Source organism: Acidobacterium capsulatum ATCC 51196, assembly GCF_000022565.1.
Lineage (GTDB): Bacteria > Acidobacteriota > Terriglobia > Terriglobales > Acidobacteriaceae > Acidobacterium > Acidobacterium capsulatum.
The window spans coordinates 3,910,290-3,929,884 of record NC_012483.1; the positions used below are offsets into that span (position 1 = coordinate 3,910,290).

General features: G+C 64.6%; 13 protein-coding genes and 1 tRNA gene. 2 read left to right on the forward strand and 12 right to left on the reverse strand.

What is annotated here, in order from left to right; translation table 11 throughout:
- Positions 1–2: 2 nt before the first annotated feature.
- From ACP_RS16105 to ACP_RS16120, 4 genes are all read right to left on the reverse strand, one after another.
- Positions 3–1,709, reverse strand: a complete 1,707-nt coding sequence (locus ACP_RS16105; protein WP_015898401.1) for a glycosyltransferase family 39 protein — start codon at positions 1,707–1,709, stop codon at positions 3–5.
- Between the two features lie 3 nt (positions 1,710–1,712).
- On the reverse strand, positions 1,713–2,036 hold the full coding sequence (locus tag ACP_RS16110) for a DUF3467 domain-containing protein (protein ID WP_015898402.1): 324 nt from the start codon (positions 2,034–2,036) through the stop codon (positions 1,713–1,715).
- A 34-nt stretch (positions 2,037–2,070) separates the two neighbouring features.
- Positions 2,071–2,155 (reverse strand) — tRNA-Leu (locus tag ACP_RS16115).
- A 40-nt stretch (positions 2,156–2,195) separates the two neighbouring features.
- A complete protein-coding gene (locus tag ACP_RS16120; RefSeq protein WP_015898403.1) occupies positions 2,196–3,470 on the reverse strand; it encodes an NAD(P)-binding domain-containing protein in 1,275 nt (424 codons plus the stop codon).
- Between the two features lie 206 nt (positions 3,471–3,676).
- Here ACP_RS16120 and ACP_RS16125 point away from each other — a divergent pair, with 206 nt between their 5' ends.
- Together ACP_RS16125 and ACP_RS16130 are read left to right on the forward strand one after the other, a co-directional pair.
- Complete coding sequence (locus ACP_RS16125; protein ID WP_041839685.1) at positions 3,677–4,921, forward strand: ATP-binding protein; 1,245 nt, start codon at positions 3,677–3,679, stop codon at positions 4,919–4,921.
- A 118-nt stretch (positions 4,922–5,039) separates the two neighbouring features.
- Entirely contained in the window at positions 5,040–6,038 is a 999-nt protein-coding gene (locus ACP_RS16130; protein ID WP_041840427.1) for a glycosyltransferase family A protein, read from the forward strand.
- Positions 6,039–6,047: 9 nt separating this feature from the next.
- On the opposite strand, the gene ACP_RS16135 is transcribed toward ACP_RS16130, so the two are convergent.
- The 8 genes from ACP_RS16135 to ACP_RS16170 form a co-directional block, all read right to left on the reverse strand.
- On the reverse strand, positions 6,048–7,256 hold the full coding sequence (locus ACP_RS16135) for an ATP-grasp domain-containing protein (protein WP_041839686.1): 1,209 nt from the start codon (positions 7,254–7,256) through the stop codon (positions 6,048–6,050).
- A gap of 5 nt (positions 7,257–7,261) precedes the next feature.
- Positions 7,262–10,426, reverse strand: coding sequence for a chain length determinant protein (locus ACP_RS16140; RefSeq protein WP_015898407.1), 3,165 nt, complete (start codon positions 10,424–10,426; stop codon positions 7,262–7,264).
- Between the two features lie 52 nt (positions 10,427–10,478).
- The gene (locus ACP_RS16145; RefSeq protein WP_015898408.1) at positions 10,479–11,525 is read right to left on the reverse strand and encodes a polysaccharide biosynthesis/export family protein; all 1,047 of its coding nucleotides are present in this window, start codon (positions 11,523–11,525) and stop codon (positions 10,479–10,481) included.
- Complete coding sequence (locus ACP_RS16150) at positions 11,526–13,238, reverse strand: lipopolysaccharide biosynthesis protein (protein ID WP_041839687.1); 1,713 nt, start codon at positions 13,236–13,238, stop codon at positions 11,526–11,528.
- The gene (locus tag ACP_RS16155) at positions 13,235–14,428 is read right to left on the reverse strand and encodes a glycosyltransferase (protein ID WP_015898410.1); all 1,194 of its coding nucleotides are present in this window, start codon (positions 14,426–14,428) and stop codon (positions 13,235–13,237) included. Before ACP_RS16155 ends, ACP_RS16150 begins: the two co-directional genes overlap by 4 nt.
- Before the next feature lie 2 nt (positions 14,429–14,430).
- On the reverse strand, positions 14,431–15,804 hold the full coding sequence (locus ACP_RS16160) for an O-antigen ligase family protein (RefSeq protein WP_015898411.1): 1,374 nt from the start codon (positions 15,802–15,804) through the stop codon (positions 14,431–14,433).
- Between the two features lie 60 nt (positions 15,805–15,864).
- A complete protein-coding gene (locus ACP_RS16165) occupies positions 15,865–16,713 on the reverse strand; it encodes a WecB/TagA/CpsF family glycosyltransferase (protein WP_015898412.1) in 849 nt (282 codons plus the stop codon).
- A 378-nt stretch (positions 16,714–17,091) separates the two neighbouring features.
- Positions 17,092–19,524: a hypothetical protein gene (locus ACP_RS16170; protein ID WP_015898413.1), complete on the reverse strand. Its 2,433-nt coding sequence runs from the start codon at positions 19,522–19,524 to the stop codon at positions 17,092–17,094.
- Between the last annotated feature and the right edge of the window lie 71 nt (positions 19,525–19,595).

Sequence of the window (19,595 nt, forward strand, 5' to 3'; positions counted from 1 at the left end):
GATTATAGAGAGCCGCGTGGCAAAGTTCCCGCTGGGTTGTCTCCCGAGGGCGTATCGAGGCCCGTCCCGGGAAGACGCAGCCGCGCCCATTCCGGGTGATTGAAGCTGATCACCGCCGCCCACAGGCCCTTGCTCTGCTGCTGCCATTCGATTTTGCCGTGCAGAATGCGGGCAATGGTTTCGGGGTCCAGATCGCGGTGAAAGTCGAAGTAGCGCTTGTTGATCGCCGTGTTCCACGGGCCGAGGCGCAGGGCCAGGTGCGGTGGATCGTACTTGGTCGAGAAGACCAGCGCAACATCGTACTGGCCTTCTTCCTGAGCGGCGCGGGCAATCTGCCCGGCGGCAAAATCCTCAATGGGAGTGACGGCGACGGGCTGCCGCACGTAGCCCAGCTCCGGCTTGCGCAGCTCATCGCTCGCGGGCCAGGCCGTGAGCACGTTGGCGGTAGCGTAGTGCGCCTCGATCTGAGCGATGGCATTCTGCTGCAGGCGCACAAACGCCGCATATTCCAGATTGTCTTCCGGCGCAAACTGATACGGCGGATTCACAAACAGGCCCACCGCAAACGCAATCGCCGAGAAGGCCACGGCATACTCCCAGTGGCGCATGCGCCGCCAGAAGGTGTTGACGCAGAGCAGAATCACCAGCGGATACACCGGCAGCAGGTAGCGCGTGAGCAGCGCTCCGCCAAAGAGCGAGAAGAAGACCACATTCGCCGCGATCACCACATAAAAGATCGCCTGATCGCTCCAGGCAATGCGCGGCCGGCTGCCGCTGTGTTCGTCTTTGACCGCAGGCAGAAACAGGCTCGCCAGCATCAGCAGAAACGGCACAAAGAGATTCATGTGCAGCGTGATCTGCAGCATGCGATGGAAGAGCGCAATGGCAAAACGCTCGGGTGAGAGCGTGCTGGTGGCGTTGTAGCGCAGAAACTGCGGATTGCCGAAGGTATAGCCCGTCATGGCGTGGTGATAGGCATACCAGCCGGCCAGCGGCAGAGCGGGCACCAGCAGAAGCAGTCCCGAACGCAAATGCGCCCGGCGTTCTGGCGCGCTGGCCCGCGAGCGCCAGAGCTGCCACAGCTCCCAGGCGGCCAGAGCGGCGGGTGTGGCAATCGAGGTCTCCTTGGCAAGAGCGGCGAGGGCAAAGCAGAGCACGGCCGGCCAGAGGCGCTTCGCATTCTTCGCATTGCGGCTCTCAAAGTACCCGTGGCGGCTCTCAACGTAATAGACCAGCGCCCACAGCGTGAAGGGCGCGGCAAAGATGTCCGCATGCGCCAGCGAGCTTTGCGCAAAGAAGACCGGATAAAGCCCCGTCAGCAGCGCCGTGGCCAGCGCAACGGACTGGCGGCATCCCACGGCGAGCGCCAGCCGCCACACAGCCACCAGCGACAGCGCGCCCGCGAGGCACGCCGTAGTGCGCGTCACAAAAGGGTGAAAGCCGAAGAGCTTCCACGCCGCCGCCAGCACAATCGAGGGCAGTGGCGGGTGCGCGTTGCTGAGCGTGGAGTAGGGAATCAGCGCGCCGCTGCGGAAGAAATCATACGCAGCCGGAATGTAGTATCCGGCCTCGTCCCAGAAGTAGGGCAGATGCAGCAGCGGATAATGCGCCGCCCACACCACGGCCCATGCGCCCAGCGCGATGAGCAGGGCGCGAAGCGCGCTGGCGAACGGCGAATGGGGAACTGCCCTGGATGGCGTCGCGGCCACGAGCTAGTGGACCGGTCCTGAACCCGGAACCGGCACCGGACCAGGCATGCCGCCGCCCTGTGGCTCCAGCGCGATTTTGCCGAAGGTCTGCTCGTAGCTGGCGAGGTTCTGCCCGAGGATGTTCCAGAGCGCCTTGGCCTGCTGCGGGCTGAGGTAGATGCCCTGCGTGATCTTGAAGTCCACGCGCTCGGCGGTCTCCTGCTGGGCGATGCCAAAGGCCAGATAGAAGTCCCAGACGCTGACGCGAATCTGCACACTGTTGGCGTAGCCTTCGCGGAAATCGGGGGATTGCTCGACGTGGACGTTTGGCTGTTGTGGATGGCTCATGATGCATTCAGGTTACAGGAGCCGGAAGAAGATGTGGTGCGGAAGGGGGGACTTGAACCCCCACGGGTTGCCCCGCCAGATCCTAAGTCTGGTGCGTCTGCCAATTTCGCCACTTCCGCACACAGCGGGCCGCGCGCTGCACGAGCCGCTGTGGCCAGTCTACTGGCCGCTCTCGCCGGGCGCAATCGGGTGTGGCGATACGGGTACGGCTGAGGCCGAGGGAACCGTGCGCGCGCTCCCGGTCTGCTGTGCAAGATGCTTTGCCAGACGCCGCGCGGCAAAGGCCGAGCCATAGACGAAACGGAAGACCGGGCCGAAGCTCGTCGCGGCGGCCGGGCCGGTGAAGTACAAGCCTTGCACCGAGGACTCGAAGTCCGCGGAGAGCGCGGGTGCGGCTGCTTCGGTGCGAATCTGCGCGCGCAGGGCCGCGTCAAGAAAGGCGAGCCGCTCGACCTCCACCTGAAAGCCGGTCGCGGTGATTACGAATTCGGTGTGGTGCTCGCGGCGCGCGCCATCGGCGGCACGCAGTTCGAGGCAGACGCCGTTGACCGATTCAGTGGCGGCTTCGACTGTGTGGCCCAGCAGCATGGGCACGCGGCCCTCGATGCGCTCGCGCATGGGCCATCCGGCAGAGGCGCGCAGATGCCGGTTCACGATGCGCAGGCGGATGGCGCGGGGCAATGCATGAAAGAGCTGCGGCGCATCGCAATAGAGGCGCGAGCGCAGGCCGGGGCCGAGGCCCGAGCTGGGATGCCGCAGCCGCGCGCACAGGGGGCGTCCGTTGGGCGGTGGGGGAGCGTGAAAGTGCAGCTCGTGCCCGCGGGCGAGCAGCGTCACCTGCGTGCCCTGCTCATGCAGCAGTACGGCCAGATCAATGGCCGAGGCTCCCGCGCCAATCACAGTGACGTTGCGTCCCCGGTATTGCTCGACGGGGCCGGCAGCAAAGCCGGTGCTCAGCCGGGCCCCGGAGAGATGAGCCAGTTCGCCGGGAACGCGGGCAAAATGCGTAATGCCGCAGGCGGCGACCAGGCGCGAGGCGAGAAGCTCTTCGCCATCCTGCAGGCGGATGCGAAAGCCATGCGCCGCGCGCTCGACGTGGACGATCTGCCGGTCTTCCAGATGCGGCACAAAGCGCTGTTGAAAGGCGACGCCATAGGCGGAGAAGACTTCGAGCGAGACGGGGATTCTGGTGTCGTCATAGGGCAGGCCGCGCTCGGCGCAGAAGCGGCTCAGCGGATATTCGCCGCGTGGGTCAGAGAGATTGGACGCAAAGCCGTCGGACTTGAGCAGCATGCCCGTGGGCATGTGGTTCCGCCACGAGTCCATGGGCGCGCCAAAGATGCGGTGGGGCACGCCGCGTCCGGCGAGGTGCGCTGAGAGCGAGAGCCCATAAGGGCCTGCTCCGGCAATGACAACAGGAATTGGTTTCTGCATCAGTTTCCCTTGCTGGCAGACCTCGCCAGGCACGGCCCGGTGCGCGGGACGCGCGAATAGTCCATTTGGGGGATGGAGTGTGCAGCAGGCGGGGGATGCAGACTGCTCTAACTGCAACTTACACTGATTTTGAAATCGAAGTCTACGAGACCGTCACGCGGCTACCCCCCAGGCCAGCGCGGCTCAGAAAAGAAAGAAATCTGCCGATGGAACCTCTCATTCTTCTGGTCAATACGAATCCTGGATTTGGTTCAGCCCGCCTGGCGTTGTCATGGCTGCAGATGGGGGCGCGCGTCGAAGCCGTGGCGCCGGCCGTGCATCCGGTGCGCAAGGTGCGCGGCGTGCGGCGCGTGCATCGTTATCGTGGCAGCCGTCCGTTGACCTCATTGCGTGAGGCTCTGGCCGCGGCCCGGCCCGATCTGGTGATTCCCTGTGATGACCTGGCCCGCACTTATCTGAATACGCTGCGCGCCAGCCGTCACGATGCGGAATGGCACGAGCTGATCGAGAAATCTCTGGGAGACTCGGCGCACTACGAAGTGTTCACAAACCGCACCGCAGTGATTGCGACAGCCAAACGCGCCGGCGTTGCGGTGGCGGATTCAGTAGAGCTGAGCAGCATCGACGCGTTGCCCGCCGCGATGGAGCAGATGGGCCTGCCTGCAGTGCTCAAGAGCGACCAGACGGCCGGCGGCACCGGCGTGCGCATGGTTTCTTCTGTGGCAGAGGCGCAGGCGGCGTTCCCGCGCATGAGCGCTCCGCCGTCGGTCGCACGCATCGTCAAACGCGCGCTGCTCGACAAGGACACAAACCTCGTGCCTCGCTTCGTGCGGCAAAATCGCAGCGCCATGCACCTGCAGCGCTTTGTGAAGGGCAAAATTGCCACCGCAAGCGCGGCCTGCTGGCGCGGAGAACTGCTGGCGGTAGTTTGCGTCGAAGTACTGGAGACGCGTGAGGATCGCGGCCCGGCCGCAGTGGTGAAGATGATCGATCATCCGCAGATGAAGGCCAGCGTGGCCGCCATGGTGCGGGCGCTGGGAGTTTCCGGCTTCTGCGGTCTTGATTTCATGATCGAAGAAGAGACCGGCACGGCGCGCCTGATTGAGATGAATGCCCGCGCCGCGCAAATGCATCACCTGCGCCTCGGGCCGGGGCGGAACCCTGTTGCGGCCGTCTATGCCGCGCTCACCGGCAACGCGCCCCGCGTGGCCGAGGAGCGCATCGCGCTGGATACGGTCGCACTGTTCCCCAACGCATGGCTGGCGCCGAATGCGGATGAATATCTGCAAGCGGCGTGGCAGGATGTGCCGTGGGAAGAGCCGGCGCTGGTGGAGTTTGGCGTGCGCATGAAGCAGGCGCAGAATCGGTTCTCGTTCACCTATGCGGATCTGGCGCGTCTGAAGGCGTCGATCGGCGGGCGATTTCGGCTCCGGCACGCATGGAATTCCTGAGCCCGGCAGCGCCGGTGCGAATTTGCTTCGCGTCCTGCGGCAGCGGCAGTATGCTGAAGTGCGCATGACGTCTTCGCAGGATTCCTTGCCCGGCGCTTCGGGCGCTTCATCCCATCTTTTGGCAACTCTCTCGGTGGTCATCATTGGCCGCAACGAGGGGCCGCGCCTTGGGCGCTGCCTCGACTCCGTGCGCGCAATGCAGGCATGGCCGGGACCGGTCGAGATGATCTACGTCGACTCCGGCTCGACGGACAACAGCCTCGCGGTCGCCGAGGCCGCTGGCGCGCACGTCATTGCGCTGCAGCCGGAGCGGCCCACCGCCGCGCTCGGGCGCAACGCGGGCTGGCGCGCGGCCAGCGGCGAATACATTCTGTTTCTCGATGGCGATACGGTGCTGCATCCGGAATTTGCGGCGGCGGCGCTGGCCGAGTTGCGGCAGCACGCCGAGGTGGCTGCGGTCTGCGGGCATCGCCGCGAAATGCATCCGAACCAATCCATCTACACCCGCGTCTTTGACCTGGACTGGATCTTTCCGCTGGGCGAAGACATTTTCTTTGGCGGCGATGTGCTCATTCGCCGCGCGGCTCTCGAAGCAGCGGGCGGCTATGACCCCGCGTTGATTGCCGGCGAGGAGCCGGAGCTATGCGGACGCTTGCGTGCGGCGGGCTGGAAGATTCTGCGCATTGACCATCCCATGACCGGCCACGATCTGGCCATGACGCGCTGGCGCGAATACTGGCGGCGCGGTGAGCGCACCGGGCACGCGGCGGCTGAGGTTTCGCGGCGCTTTCGCGGCACTGCCGATGGCCTCTGGGCAGGTGCGGTGCGAGCCACGGCGAAACGGGCGCTGTTCTGGATGCTCTCGCCGCTCGCCGCGCTGGCTCTCTCGTTGGTGCTGCGCAGCGCGTGGCCCCTTGCGTTGTGGCTCCTGCTGGCGCTCGCGCTGGTCGCGCGCACGGCGTGGAAGTATCGCTGGAAAACGCGGTCGCCGTATACGCTTGCGCTCTACGCGGTGCATTCGCACCTGCAGCAGATTCCTATTTTTATGGGGCAGGTGCGCTTCTGGTTCGATGCGCGGCGCGGACGGCAGCGCGGCCTGATCGAATATCACCGCTGAGGCGGCAAGCTACATGCGCCCGCCGCGCCTGAGATAAAACAGGCTGCCGCGCATGTCTTTGCGCGACAGAATCGCGTCCGGCACGGTGAGGAACTCCCACAGGCCGCTGAGAATAATGCGCAGGCGGGAGTGCTGCGGAAAGTCCAACATGCCCGCACCGTGGCGAAGGGTGTGGTAAATCTGCCCGGCGAGCATACGCTTGCCGGTGACGCGGCGCGAAGCCCGCAGGGCGGGCGGCCGATGCGGCGGCTCGAGTCCAAACGCTGCAAGTGCGAGCATGGGCTCGTCGTAGCCGAGATGAATCACCTTCGGGGTGGTTCCGCCGATGCGGTAGTTCACCTCCAGGAAGAAAATCTCTCCGGTGTCCGCGGATTGCAGCAGATCAAAGTGAAAGGGTCCGTGTAGGTTGGCCAGATGCGCAAAGCGTTCGGCGGCTTGCCGCAGATCCGCCGGCAGATTCATGCGCTCGATCGAGAGCGCGTAGCCCTTGTACTTGCGATAGGCGCGAAAGCACTCGAGCGCGAGCACTTCGCCGCCGGTGGAGCGCACACCATGCAGCACCAGGTTAGGACCAAGGCAAAAGGGTTGGGCCAGCAGCGGGCTGGTCCACGTGAGCGTGCTGAGAAACGCATGCAGCTCGGCCGGCGAATCCACGCGATGCGCCTTGAAGGGGGGCGTGACCGAGTTCATGTGCGTGGGGCGCAGGCAGAGCGGAAAGCTGCTTGCGGGCACGGAGTCCGCATCGGCGCGCGTGTGCAACAGCCAACTGGGCAGCACCTGAAAACCGGCCTCGCGCGCCAACTGCACCTGCTCTGACTTTTCCATGAGCCGTGCGATGGCCTCGGCGGAAGAGGCCAGGACTGTGCAGCGGGGCTCAAAACGGTGGCGATGGCTGGCCAGCCAATAGAGCATGAATTCGTCATCGCTGCAGATGGCATCGGCCTGCACGCTTTGCGTGAAGGCGACGATGCGCTCCATGCCCGCGGGAGTATTGATCTCTTCCCAGCGAAGTGCGCCCCCATCGGTGGTGATGGCATTGCTGGGCAGCGGAATGCGTTGCGGCCAGTTGCCATGACGCAGCAGATGCACTTCAATACCCGCCTCGTGACAGCGGCGCAGAAAGGCCATGGACGGTGCCCAGAAGCCAACATGCACCAGATGGCGAATGGGCCGCCCAGAGCCGGACAGCGAAGCTTCGGAGGTCAGAGGCGGAGGCATGACGTTTAGCGCCGGCGGCGGCTTCCTTTGCCGTACTGGCCGGGAGAATGGGGCGGAAGAATTGCCAGATCCCCGGTACCGGGATCGTTCCAGTGGAAGGCGTACTCTTCAAAGCGGCGGCGTGGCCGCTGCGCGGGTTCCACATCCGGCTCCGAGGGAACTGCGGCCGCGGTCTTTTCCGGCGGCAGCACGCTCGCCTGCTTGCGCGGCACGGCAATCTCAATCGGTGTGACGGCCACGGGCGCGGCTGGCTGGGCGATCGCTTGAGGCGGCTCCGGCTCGACATTCCAGCGCGATTTGGGCGCGAGGTGCTGCGCTACAGGCGCGGGCTCTTGCGCCTGGGCAAGAATGGGTTCTTCTGCCACCGCCTCAAAGATGGCGGGGGATGCGGCCACGGTTTCGGCAGGCACCTCAGGCTCAGACGTGGCGGCAGCCTCGGCTGCGGCCTGGGTGCGGGAGGCCGTGACTGCTTCCAGCTTCTCTTTGGCTGCCGACTCCATCAGGCGGTTCAGCAGTGCATCAAACGCGGCGGCGCGATCCACCGGTGTGGCCGAAGGGGACTGCGGCTGCGTGATCTTGTCGCTGCCGATGCTGGGCGCGGTGATGCTGGCCTGCGACTGCACCTGCGGCGCAGTGATCGCAGCCGCAACGGTCTGGGGCATGCTCGCTCCGATCCAGGTGGATTCGGTCTGCGGTGTCCATGCGGCAATGATTTCGTTGCGCGCCGAGTGCTGGAGCGCCGGCTCTTCTTCCAGATGCATCTCCGGCTCAAAGGCGGGCGGCGCAGCGGGCACGGCTTCCGGCGTTGAGACTTCTGCGTAGGACGGCGTTTGTGTATGTGCCACCTGCTCCATGCGCACCAGTTGATCGAGCAGCGAGGGCTTCTCCTGCGGCGGCACAACCGCAGCCATTTCCTGTTCCGGTGCTGCGATCGCCGGTTCGGGTTCGACAGGCAAATCCGCAACCGTTCCGGCCTGCACCGGGCGAGCGTTGCGGTCTTCCCGCCCAGCCGCCGCGATGGGTTCGGCCTTGCGTGCCGGAACGCGCTCAGCATCGGGCTGATCGGCGGCGGGCAGCGGAATGTTGGCTGCGGCCTGCAGAGGCGTTTCGGCCGGATGCGGATTGAGCGAACGCCATGTGTCCGATTCCATCTCGCTGCGGCGCGGCGAGCGCGAGGTGCTCAGCAGGCGGTCTTGCGTGGCCTTGAGATCGGCAAGAAATTCAGGATCGGCGGTGCGCGGCGGAATGGAGGTGAGAATGGCTCCGACGCCAGGGGCCTGAATGCGGTCGAGCAACTGCGCGGCGCGCGCCACGTCAGAGCGCTCGGTGCGTCCGCTGTCGCAGACCAGCAGCGTCGCGTCGGTAAAGCGCGCGAGATATTCGGTGCCGGCCGAGAGCAGCAGCGGCGGCGCATCAATCAGCACCACCTCATTGGCCGCGGAGAGACGGCGCAGGTTCTGCTCGATCACGCTGCCTTCCGGTGTCGCACCGGTTTCGGCCGCATGCGCCTCTGACGGTGCGAGCACCGAAGCCGAATCCAGCGTGAGCGTGCGGCGGCCAATGCGCGCCAGCGTGGTGCCGAGTGCATGGGCCAGGTCGCTGGTGCCCACGCCGGTCACCACAAACGTCTTGGCGTGGGCTGAAGCGGCGGCATGGTCAATGCCGGCGGCCAGGCGCAGCAGATACTCCTGCTCCACGGCAGGGGTCACGTGCGTCGCCTCGGGCAGCACGCCAAGCGGGGCAAAGCCCAGGATGTGCTGCACATCGCCGGGAGTATGCACGTGACGATCCAGCGCGTTCGCACCCAGTGCGGAAAAAAGTCCAAAGAAGAGCGCAAAGGGCAGCGCCAGTAGCACCAGCTTGTGGCGCATGCCGGAGTTCGCACTGACCGGCGGCTGTGCGGCCGAGGAAAGATGCACGGCGGCGGGAGCAGAAGAATCCAGCTCCACGTTGTGCAGACGCGTGTCAATGGCGGCGTAACGCTGCTGCAGGCGCAGAATATCGGCATTCAGCTCGTTGGCGCGCTGCATCTTCGGTGTGGAGGTGGTGGCGAGCGCCGTCGTCGCATTGAGCTGCGAGGTCAGTTGCGCGTCCACCGCGCCGGTGCGGTCAAGATCCGCACGCACCTTGGCATCCACCTGCTGCTCGGCCTGCGTCTGCAGCTTCGCCGTCATCTGATCGAGAGACTGATTGAGCTTGTTCAGCTCCGATTCATCCTGCTGGTAGACGGGATTCGCCGGCTTGAGCTGCGACATCTGCGCGATGAGCTGGCTGCGATGCTGGCTCATGGCGCCCTTCATGGCAGAGAGGCCAGGATCGTTGGCAAGAATCTTTTGCGTGGCCGTGGCCAGCGCGGCCGAGTGCGGGCCGCCGGTGGTCAGCGCGTTCAGTTCGGCCTCTGCCTGGTCATGATCGGCGCGGGCCTTGAGCAACTCGGCACGCAGCGTATCAATCTGCGCGGAGTAAGGGTCGGTGTTGCCGGACGTAGCGTTGGCGACGCCGAGTTGCTTAGACAGTGCGGCCTGCTCGGCATAGTCGGCATTGAGTGCCTTTTGCACGCGGTCACTCTCGTCGCGCAGCATGGCGATGCGCTCGGCGCTGCCGGCAAACTCATCATTGCGGGCCGCGGCCAGATACGCCGTCGTGACGGCGTTCACCATTTTGGCGGCTTTGACCTTGTCTTTGCCGGTGAGCGAGATGGAGACCTGATAAGAGGTGCCTTCGCGCTGCACGGTGAGCATTTTGCCCAGTCGTTCGGCAGCGGACTGCACGCTCTCCTTCGGCATCTGAAAGACGCCGGGGCCGGTGGCGCGAATGGCTGCTTCCAGAATGTCAGGCCGGGTGACGGCCTGCACCTGCTGCTGAATAAATGCGTCGTAGGTCAGCGAATCGTAAGACCAGTTGTTGTTGGTCTGCCCGCCGATGACCGGCTGCGGCGACGGTTGCACATACACCACGCTGGTGGCGGTGTAGGTGGGCCGGATGGCGAAGTGGGCCGCCATCATGAGCACAAAAATGCCCGCGGCCACGCCCAGCGCCAGCTTGCGGTGCAGGCGCAGGCTGCGCATCAACTGGATGCGGAAGACCGGCTGCTCCGGAGACACAGGGGTGCCTTCGGAGCGGGAATTGGCCCCGGATTGCCCTGCGGGTCTGCCTGCGAGAAGCTTCATGGTTTCGCCTTCTGTTTGCCGGGGTGACGTGCGCCGGTCCCTGCCCTGCACTTTAAGGATGATATGTCAGCATGCTGTAGGTAAATAACGAGGTTAGGGGACTGAATGCATTAAGAGTGTTAGTTACCTTATAGAAACCGCTCCTGGGTACGAAAATCACATCTCCGGACTTCAAGGTAAGCTCGGCGGCATTACCTTTATTCGCCAGAACGTCCTTGAAGGGGATGATCGTCTTCTTGCCGGTGGAGGGGTCGAGAACTTCGATACGATGGGCGGCTCCGTACTGGGTGTTGAGTCCGCCGGCCAGCGCCAGCACATTGGCCAGGGTCATGTCCGGCGAAAGCTGCACCGCCCCCGGATGCTGCACTTCGCCGAGCACGGAGACGAAATTGTCCTGTGGATTGGGCACAAAGACGACATCGCCGCGGCGCAGGCGAAGGTCAGCCATGCTGTTGCCCTCGCGGAGCAGCTTGCGCAGATTGACCCAGACCACCTCATTGCGGCCCCGGTAAACGGCGCAGCGCTCAGGGATCGAGGCCATCGCGGAGGGTGCGGTTCCGAGTGTCGCAACCTGGTTACTTGAGTTCCGCGGAGCGCCGGGCAATCCTGCCTTGGCGAGCGCCTCCAGCAGCGTAGGCTGCGCGTCAAACTGCACCAGACCCGGGTGATCGACCGCGCCGATGACCAGCACGCGGTTTGAGGTGTACTTCTCCACCGAGACTGTGGCGCGAATGTTGTTGTAGTACTCCGAGAGCGCCGTGTCGATCGCGGCGGCGGCTTCTTCGCGGGTCTTGTTGCCCAGGTCGATGTTGCCGGCCAGGGGCAGCGTGATGCGTCCGTCGGGGCCGAGTACGAGTTTCTGGCTCAGTTCAGGGTGGCCCGGAACATCGATGGCAATCTGGTCTCCGGGGCCGAGACGGTACTCCTGATCGGCCGGGCCCTCGAACTGGCGCAGCACGTCGAGCGGGTTTGGCTGCAGCACCGGCTCTTTAGGAAGTGCTTGTGAGGTGTTCTGTGCGGCGTCGCTGTTCTGCTGGGCCGGGAGCGTAACGGGCGCGAGCAGCAGGGCCGGGATGATGAGTAACCGTGCGAGTTTCATTTAGAGAGCCTCCTCGCCGGTAGCCGCGCCGGAGGCATGAAGCCCGGCCGCGGACAGTGCGCGACGGATGGATTGGCGGGCCATGCGACGTTCTTCCGGATGAAGGATGAAGCGGTCGAGCAGCAGTCCGGAAAGAGCAGTGTAAACAAGCCCGGCGGCAATCAGAATGCCCATTCCGGGCCATCGGCCAAATCGGGCCACCAGTGTGGTGACGGGCACGCGCAGGGCAAAGCCCGCAGCGTAAAAAATGACAGACGGCAGCAGAACCATCCGCGCATAGGGCCAGAAGCGGAAGCCGAGCACGCGCTGCACGCGGGCCAGCAGCACGCAGGAGGCGCCAGCCGTGGCGCAGAAGACGGCGACGCCGATGGCAAAGGTGGTCCAGTGGCCGGTGATGAGCCGCGAGGCCGGAACAAAAAGGCAGAGCAGCAGCAGGTTGGGCACCGAGTAGAAAAACTCGTCATAAACGCGGCCCATGCCGCGCAAAATCGAGGTGCCGGGGCCGGTGAGCAGATGCATCTGCGTGCCCAGCGTGAAAAGCAGAAAGAGGATGGTCAACTGCGCGAGGTAAGGATTCTTCGGGCCGAGCCACACCGCAAGAATTGCGCCGGGAATGGCGGCCATGAGCCCGCAGAAGTAGGACGTGCAGAGGTTCGAGTAGCGCGAGCCGCGCAGATAAAAATCGCGCAGCACGGCACGCTGCTCAGCGGGTGAAGCGTGCGCGTCAAGATGCGAGGCCGCCGGCAGAAATGCGCCGAAAAAGGCCATCGGAAGCGTCTGAATGGAGGAGGGCCACTTCTTCGCAATGTCAAAGAGGCCGGTCGCCGCAAGCCCGACCGTGAAGAGTGCAATGACTTTTTCAATCGAGGCCAGCAGAATCGAAAGCATGCTCTGCAACTGCACCATGCCGCCAAAATGCAGCACATAGCCGACCACTTCGCGGCGAATGCGGCGCGGAGAAAGACGCAGCCACGGCAGACGCCGCCAGGCCCACCACATGCTGAGCCCATCGTTGACAAGCACGCGCAGCAGGTAGGCTTCCGCCAGCCCGCGCAGGCCAAAGCCGAGGCCCACCAGCGTGAAGACAGCGGCAAACTCGACCAGATAGCCGAGGGTCCAGAAGGTTTGCGCGGCGGCAATCTCCTGCATGCCGGTGAGCGTGTCGCTGAAGGCGTTGAGCGAGATGCTGGCCAGAAAGACGCCCAGCACAATCAGCACGGCATCGCGGCCATCCTGTGCGTGCGCTGCGGGCAGATGCAGAAAAGGCGCGATCCACGGCCAGCCGAAAAAGATGGCTACGAAGATGGCCGAGCACATCGGCAGCGTGATGGCGAGGCCGGTCGAGAGCAGCGAGTTGATGCGGTCGTATTCGCGGCGCGCGTTGAACTCGGCGACGTACTTGATGTAGACGTTCGAGATGCCCAGCGTCGAGATGCCGACATAACTGACGAGGATGAAGACCATGCTCCAGATGCCGTAGGCATCGAGGCCAATGCGCGCCAGCACAAAGGGCGGAATCAGGATGCGCGTGACCATGTAGCCCACGCGCGCGAGCATGGTCGCCGAGACGTTGCGCCGCACGGTGCTGTGAACGGATGCAGTTTCGGACTGCACGGCCGATGCGACGGCGGGCGGCGGCAGCATCTCGTCCTGCTGCAACATTTCCATCGCCTCGGAGATCGGTTCGGGGGCCTGCTGCGGATGCTGGCTCATGGCTGCACCTCGCGGCTGGTGCGAACCCACGCGGCTTTGCGCGAGGCGCTGCGCAGCATGGCGGGCACCAGCGAGAGCTTGCGCAGCACAAACCAGGGCGCTGCGAGCAGAGCCAGCGCGGCGCGGCCCGGATGCGGCGCGAGGCGCGCCGAGCGCACCACATAGCCAAGGCAGAGCGTGAGCCCGGCAAGTGCATAGGCCAGCAGCCACTCCGCACCCGTGAAGAGGCCCAGCGCAAGCGCCGCCAGCAGCAGCAGCAATCCAAAGGCAAAGGGCAGACTGAGCGCATCCAGCAGCACTTCGAGCGCGTGCAGGTTGCCGGCGAGCGAGGCGCGCAGCAGCGGAGCCATCATCTGGCGCACGAGCGCGATGCGTCCGCCCTCCCACCGCAGCCGCTGCGAGCGTCGGGCATCGCGGCTGGCGGCGGCGACTCCCCATACGCGAGCTTCGGCGGCAAAGGCGCAGCGGCGGCCGGCCAGCACCAGCAGCGCATGATATTCGCGATCTTCGGCAAGCCCATACGCATTCCATGGAACGGCGGCGATGGTCTCTGCGCGAAGCACGAATCCGTTGCCGAAGAGCCCCGAGGAGAAGCCTGCGCGGTCGCGGCCCAGAGGACGCACCGCGTTCATGCCGCGAAAGGCGAGCGCGCCGAGTTCCTGCCCGGTGTTGCCATACGCATTCGGCTCGCCCAGTTCATACCATGCCTGCGCAGCATCGGCATGCGCGAGCGCCTGCCGCAGCACCGCGAAGAGATTGCGGCTCACCTGCGTGTCGGCGTCAATCACGGCGATGGCGGCTGCGCCCTCTTTGAGCGCGATCTCGATGCCGTGGCGCAGGGCGTGGCCTTTTCCGGCAGGGCCTGCAAGGGGCTGCACACGCGCTCCGGCCTCTGCGGCGCGTGCGGCGGTGTTGTCTGTGCAATTGTGCGCAATCACGGTTACATTTACCGGATTTGGATCCGCCTTGGCCGCCGCGAGCACGCTTTGCACGGTGCGGGCGATGAGCGCTTCCTCATTGTGTGCCGGAATCAGCACCGTCAACGGACCCGGCAATAGCGTGCCTGCCGGACGCCCGGAGGAAAACCACCGGCCGAGGCAGGCCAGCGCCAGTTCCACGCACAGGGGCAGGGTGGCGAGAGCCGCGAGCAGGCCGAGCAGAAGAGCCGGGATATGGAAAGCGTGCGCCATGGTCAGGCCAGAACCCTCCGGAAGCGTTGCGGCTGGTACGGCAGCGCAGGCTCGGGTCCTGAGCCGCTGACGGAGTCAGTGGGTTGCAGGCCATGAATCCAGCCCGTGAGCAGAAAGAACAAATAGAAGACCTGCATGCCGAGATAGACGGTGGCGAGCGTGGCCAGAATGCCGCCCATGATGCCCATCAGGCAGAAGAGAAAGGCGCGGTCGGCAGGCCCGGTCATCCAGCGCATGGCGCGCAGCATGCGCCGCCAGTTCTCGACATTGATGAGCACAAAAAGCGCGAGCCCGATCAGCCCCTGCGTCACCGCGAGCAGCAGGTACTCATTGTCGATGGAGAACTGGTTGTGCATCACCGGATAGTCGGTGATGCCCCAGCCGATCAGCGGCCGCTCTTTGACAATGGGGATATAGTTCTTGAGCAGTTCGCGGCGGTAGATGGCATCCTGCTGTTCCAGATTCTTGGCCTGGGCAATCGTGCCGGAGGTGTAGCGATTGGCATAGCCCCAGCTCATGGCCAGCAACACCACGGCGGCCGCGGTCACCTTCCATGCGGCGCGGCGGATATCGCGCTGGCGGCCAACCCAGACAATGGCAATGGCCAGAATGGCTCCCAGCCACGGCCCGCGCGATTGCGTCATGAGCAGCCCGGCGATCATCGCGGCAAATATCGCGGTACGGATGCGCAGCGGTACGTATGCAAAGAAGCGCCGCGTGCCCCATTGCGGATAGGCGCGGCGCAGCCACATGCAGAAGAGCAGCCCGATCAGAAAGACCATGGCGCACAAAATAGACTGCGCATAAGGGCCGGCGATGCGGCCAAAGCCCCAGCGCATCTGCTGCGGCCAGATGATCGGCTCATCGGGAAAGACGTGCTTCCAGAGAGCCTGGGTGACGCTGCGCCCGCTCTTGAATTCATAAAGGCCCACTGCGGCCACAAACGAAAGCAGCACCACAAAGCGGCGGATGAACGCCGCGCGCAGGCGGTACGGCTCAATGAGCAACCGCCCGGCCATGTAGGGCAATACAGCGCCGGTGAGTTCTGAGAAGATGTCGAGGCCGCCGGTATGGGTGTTGGTCTGGCGCGATTCTGAGATGCCGACCAGCAGCACAAAGAGCGCGATCCATATATCGGTGAGCGACCACTGCCATTCGAGACGCCGCGAGGCGAGCAGCGCCGCCATCGCAATGCCGATGGGCAGAATGGCCGTCTCGCTGAACAGCAGCGGCGGCAGATGCTTGAGCCGAAGATCAAAGTACATGGGCAGCAGCAGAATGGTGGGCAGATAGACATCCAGCAGCACCTGGGGCACGGTGCGGCGGGCCAGCGCAAGGCAGGCCAGCAGACCGGGCAGCAGGATGACCAGCTTCATGGATCTTCGTCCCCTCGCGCTGTTGGCGGCGAGGTTCGCGGCCAGCACATGATCAATGGCTTAATCTTCGAGTAGCGGCGACTTGCGCGATACTCCGGTCGATTGGCGGTTGATGGTAATGGTACCCGGGGTGCGTGCCTTGCTGCTACGGGATTCGAGGATGTCCGCAGGCAGATAGCGCAGCAGCGTCAGGGCGTTGCGCAGGTAGCGGGGAAAGAGCCGCAACGGCTCCTGCGAGGCGCGGTAGAGCCATTCGAGTCCGCTGCGCTGCATCCAGAGCGGCGCGCGGCGCAGGCGGCCGGCGAGCAGGTCGAGCGTGCCGCCAATGCCGATCGAAACCGGTACCTTCAGGCGGTCGCGGTGCATGTAAATCCAGCGCTCCTGCTTGGGATTGCCAAAGGCAACCAGCAGAATATCGGGCCTGGCATTCTCAATGCGGCGCAGCATGCCATCGTGATCCATCTCTTCGAGCGAGGCAGCCTTGGGTGAGTCGCAGCCCACAAGGTTGATGTTGGGATACTGGCGGCGAAGCTCGGCAACCGCGCGCGCCATGACGCCGGCATCGGCGCCCAGCAGATAAATTCCATAGCCGCGCTCGGCCGAAGCCTGCGCCAGCAGGGGCACAAGGTCCACGCCCGTGACGCGCTGCTGCAGCGGCTTGCCCATCAGGCGCGAGGCCCACACAATCGGCATGCCATCGGCCAGCACCAGGCTGCACTCCCGCAGAATGCGCTTCACACAGGGATCTTTTTGAGCATGGGAGAGAAAATCGACATTGGCCGTTGCCACCTGGTGGGAGTCTCCGCTGGCAATCGCTGTTTCCACCCATTCCAGCGCCTCATGCTGCGAGACGTTGTGAAAGGGTACCCCCAGAATCGAAACCGCGTAGTGTGCGTGGCCCTTTGTCATTGCCTGGTCTCCCTGCCGCTCAAATTTGCTTGCGTTCTGCTTTGGCGGGGGACCATCGCACTCGCGTTCCGTCTGGCCTAAGCGGCCTTCCTGAACCCGGTTCCGGCCTCCCTTGCGGGACAGCCGGACGATTCGGGTTGACTCAAGTGTCCCCTGTTGGCGGTGAGACCTGTATCCCTGAATCGTGGCCCCAGACTACCACTTGTGGAGGGCCGAATACCACGGATGGGGGAGAAATAAAGGCAATGAATTGAGCCACATACAGCTTTAGTCACTCATCCGTGGTTACCCTGTTCTGCCTCGTAATCTGCTCGCGGAAGGTGGCCTGTGGTTACTGAAAATCGAGCTTCGGTAGACGTTCCAGCAGAGCAGCAGGGCTTACCAACGAATTACGGTCATGGAAAGCGCAGGAAGGGTAACTTTATCGCTCATGGTAACCATGTGAGTTGTCTGGATCATTACCATCGCGGACTGCTCATTGGTCAGCCCGGGCTGGCTGGCCGCGAGGCGCGAGATTTCCACCGGTTCGCCGGCATTGGGGGCTTGCGGACCCCTCAGCTCAATCGTGTGAGCGCGGCCAAGGTCGAGGTTGAAGAGCACCAGCGCATGGTGATGGGCCGAGCGAAAGGCAAAGGCATCGAGCAGTTGCGCGTGGGCGAGATCGACGGGGCCATTTGCGCTGTGAATGGCGAGCATCGGTCCGCCGCCCTCCATGCGCGCTTCGGTCTCCTGCGCCGGTTCGTTGCCGATGGCGAGATTGGCCAGCTCCGTGGTCAGGAATTGCGGGCGCTTGCGATTGGTGACGCCCATGTCCACCACGGTGCCCCACAGCGGAACCAGCTTGCCGTCATTGCGGCGGTACTCAAACTGCGGCAGCGAGAAGAGCAGCGCGTTGCGCACTCCGGCATCGCGCTGCATGCGCAACAGGTGATCGGCCACGGCGAGCCCGGCGGCGGCTGAGGCAGGGAAGCGCGCAAGCACCGCCTGCGAAGCCGTGCCCTCGGTGGTGTGCAGATTCACTTCATACACCGAGAGCGCCGCATGCCGGGCGGCGGCGAGGCGAGCGGCGGAGGCAACTTCGCTGTCCGGCTGCTCCCTGCTCTGTGCGGCGCTCTGCTCCATCTGCTCCATGGCCTGCGGCTGGGCCAGCAGAGGAGCGTAGGTGGCTTCGGGCGTAGCGGTATCGCTCAGGCTCCGCATCAGGTAAGGCGCAACGGCGAAGGTGTCAAACTGCGAGGCCGCGGCCAGTATCTGCGCATTGCGGGCCGGGTAATCGGCCTGTCCGCCGAGGATGAGGTCAAACTTGCCCGCGGAAAATCCCGGCGCGGCGCGCAGGGCGCTGAACAAGCTGGTCGCGCGCTGGCCGTAGGCGTGCGGATCCGTGATGGACTCGCCCGCAAAGCCTGAGTTCCATGTTTCGTTGCCCAGCTCCAGGTGAATGCGGCCGAAGGCGCTCGTCCAGGGCGCGGCATGATGAACGAGCAGGCGCAGCTTGCCCCACGGCGATGTGACGGGGCCGGAGAGATACTCGATCAGCTCGCGTCCTTCTTCGTCCGAGGTTGCGCTGGGCAGCGTAATCCAGGGATCGGCATGGACCGTTTTGCACAGTGTGAGAAATTCGCCCAGCCCCATCGGGATGGCCGGGTCGTCGAGCGACCACGCGGAGTAGCCCGTGCGCTCGCGCGCAAAGGGCGGCGCCAGCAGATTGGCGAGCGTGCTGCCCAGCTCCGCGCCGGTGGCCATGTAGCGCAGCACGCCGGGGTGCAGTTGCCGCAGCGCCGCGACCACCGATGCCCGGAAGGCCGTCGGATTGGCCGCGGCCTGCGGGCCTGCTTTCTCAAGCGACACATCGTCGAGCAGCACATTGCTGTGCGCGACATGAAAACTCAGCGCCGCCGTGGCCGGGGTAATGTCCACTTCATGGGCCGAAAATGCGAGTGTGTAGCTCTTCCACTGTGAAGTGAGCGTCAGGTTGCGCTGCAGGTAGGCAGGCATCGTGCCGCGTGCAACGCTCACCGCGAGCTGCGCGTGCGGACTGAGGCCGCGAGCCCTGAAGCGCAGCATGTACGCGCCGTGAAGCAGTACGAAGGTATGCCCGGCCGTGGAGTCAAAGTAGGACGAAACCGTAGCGGACTGGCCCGGCCCGTCCGCAAGAATGCGCAGCGCCTGACGGCCGGGCGAGCCGGGAGCAAGATCGTGCAATTCCGCAGCAAAGCTCGCACCGCCAGTGGCCTGCGTCCACCACCCCGCAGTGGGGTCGCCAGGGAAGGCCTTGTTGAGCACAAGATATTCGCCGGCATGCAACGGCGCGGCAAAGGTCAGCACCATGCCTCGCCGGGGATTATTTCTTGACGGAGGCTGCATGACGGCGACAGTGCCGGTCGCCGAGCCATTCAGCGTGCGGAAGTGCGCCCCCGTCCAGAAGCCGGGCGTCCAGGCCGCATCGGGGCGGCTGGCGGTGCAGGTCGTCGCCGTGACCTCCACGCAGCGAACTATGCTGCGATAGCGCGCGCCCTCAAAGCCGGGATTGCGGAAGATAAGATTCCGCATCATCTGGCCGGAGTCATAAAACGTCTGGTTGCCGAGATTGATGCCGAAGCGTTCCACCTGCGGACGCAGCACGCGGCCCGTCAGATCAATGCGCGTGACTCCGCTCGTGTTGGAGCGGGTGCCGCTTGCGGCGCGCGCCACATCGAGGCCATGCCAGCGGATGCCAGCGAAGGCCAGCGCGGCAGCGGCAATGGCGAGCAGCAGCGCCAGCCAGCGAAGGCCTGCGGATCGTGAGGAGCGGAGCGGAGAACCGGACGGCATGGAAATTTGTAACAGTCTGTGATGAATTTTCCGGGAATGAGCCGGAAGGCCGGTAACAGGGGGTTATTACC

What these genes read in the sequence shown, in the direction of transcription:
- ACP_RS16155 (WP_015898410.1), bottom strand. Translation starts at nt 14,428, where the DNA reads ATGGCGCACGCTTTCCATATCCCGGCTCTTCTGCTCGGCCTGCTCGCG.
- ACP_RS16145 (WP_015898408.1), bottom strand. Translation starts at nt 11,525, where the DNA reads ATGAAACTCGCACGGTTACTCATCATCCCGGCCCTGCTGCTCGCGCCC.
- ACP_RS16140 (WP_015898407.1), bottom strand. Translation starts at nt 10,426, where the DNA reads ATGAAGCTTCTCGCAGGCAGACCCGCAGGGCAATCCGGGGCCAATTCC.
- ACP_RS16125 (WP_041839685.1), top strand. Translation starts at nt 3,677, where the DNA reads ATGGAACCTCTCATTCTTCTGGTCAATACGAATCCTGGATTTGGTTCA.
- ACP_RS16165 (WP_015898412.1), bottom strand. Translation starts at nt 16,713, where the DNA reads ATGACAAAGGGCCACGCACACTACGCGGTTTCGATTCTGGGGGTACCC.
- ACP_RS16120 (WP_015898403.1), bottom strand. Translation starts at nt 3,470, where the DNA reads ATGCAGAAACCAATTCCTGTTGTCATTGCCGGAGCAGGCCCTTATGGG.
- ACP_RS16160 (WP_015898411.1), bottom strand. Translation starts at nt 15,804, where the DNA reads ATGAAGCTGGTCATCCTGCTGCCCGGTCTGCTGGCCTGCCTTGCGCTG.
- ACP_RS16135 (WP_041839686.1), bottom strand. Translation starts at nt 7,256, where the DNA reads ATGCCTCCGCCTCTGACCTCCGAAGCTTCGCTGTCCGGCTCTGGGCGG.
- ACP_RS16170 (WP_015898413.1), bottom strand. Translation starts at nt 19,524, where the DNA reads ATGCCGTCCGGTTCTCCGCTCCGCTCCTCACGATCCGCAGGCCTTCGC.
- ACP_RS16110 (WP_015898402.1), bottom strand. Translation starts at nt 2,036, where the DNA reads ATGAGCCATCCACAACAGCCAAACGTCCACGTCGAGCAATCCCCCGAT.
- ACP_RS16150 (WP_041839687.1), bottom strand. Translation starts at nt 13,238, where the DNA reads ATGAGCCAGCATCCGCAGCAGGCCCCCGAACCGATCTCCGAGGCGATG.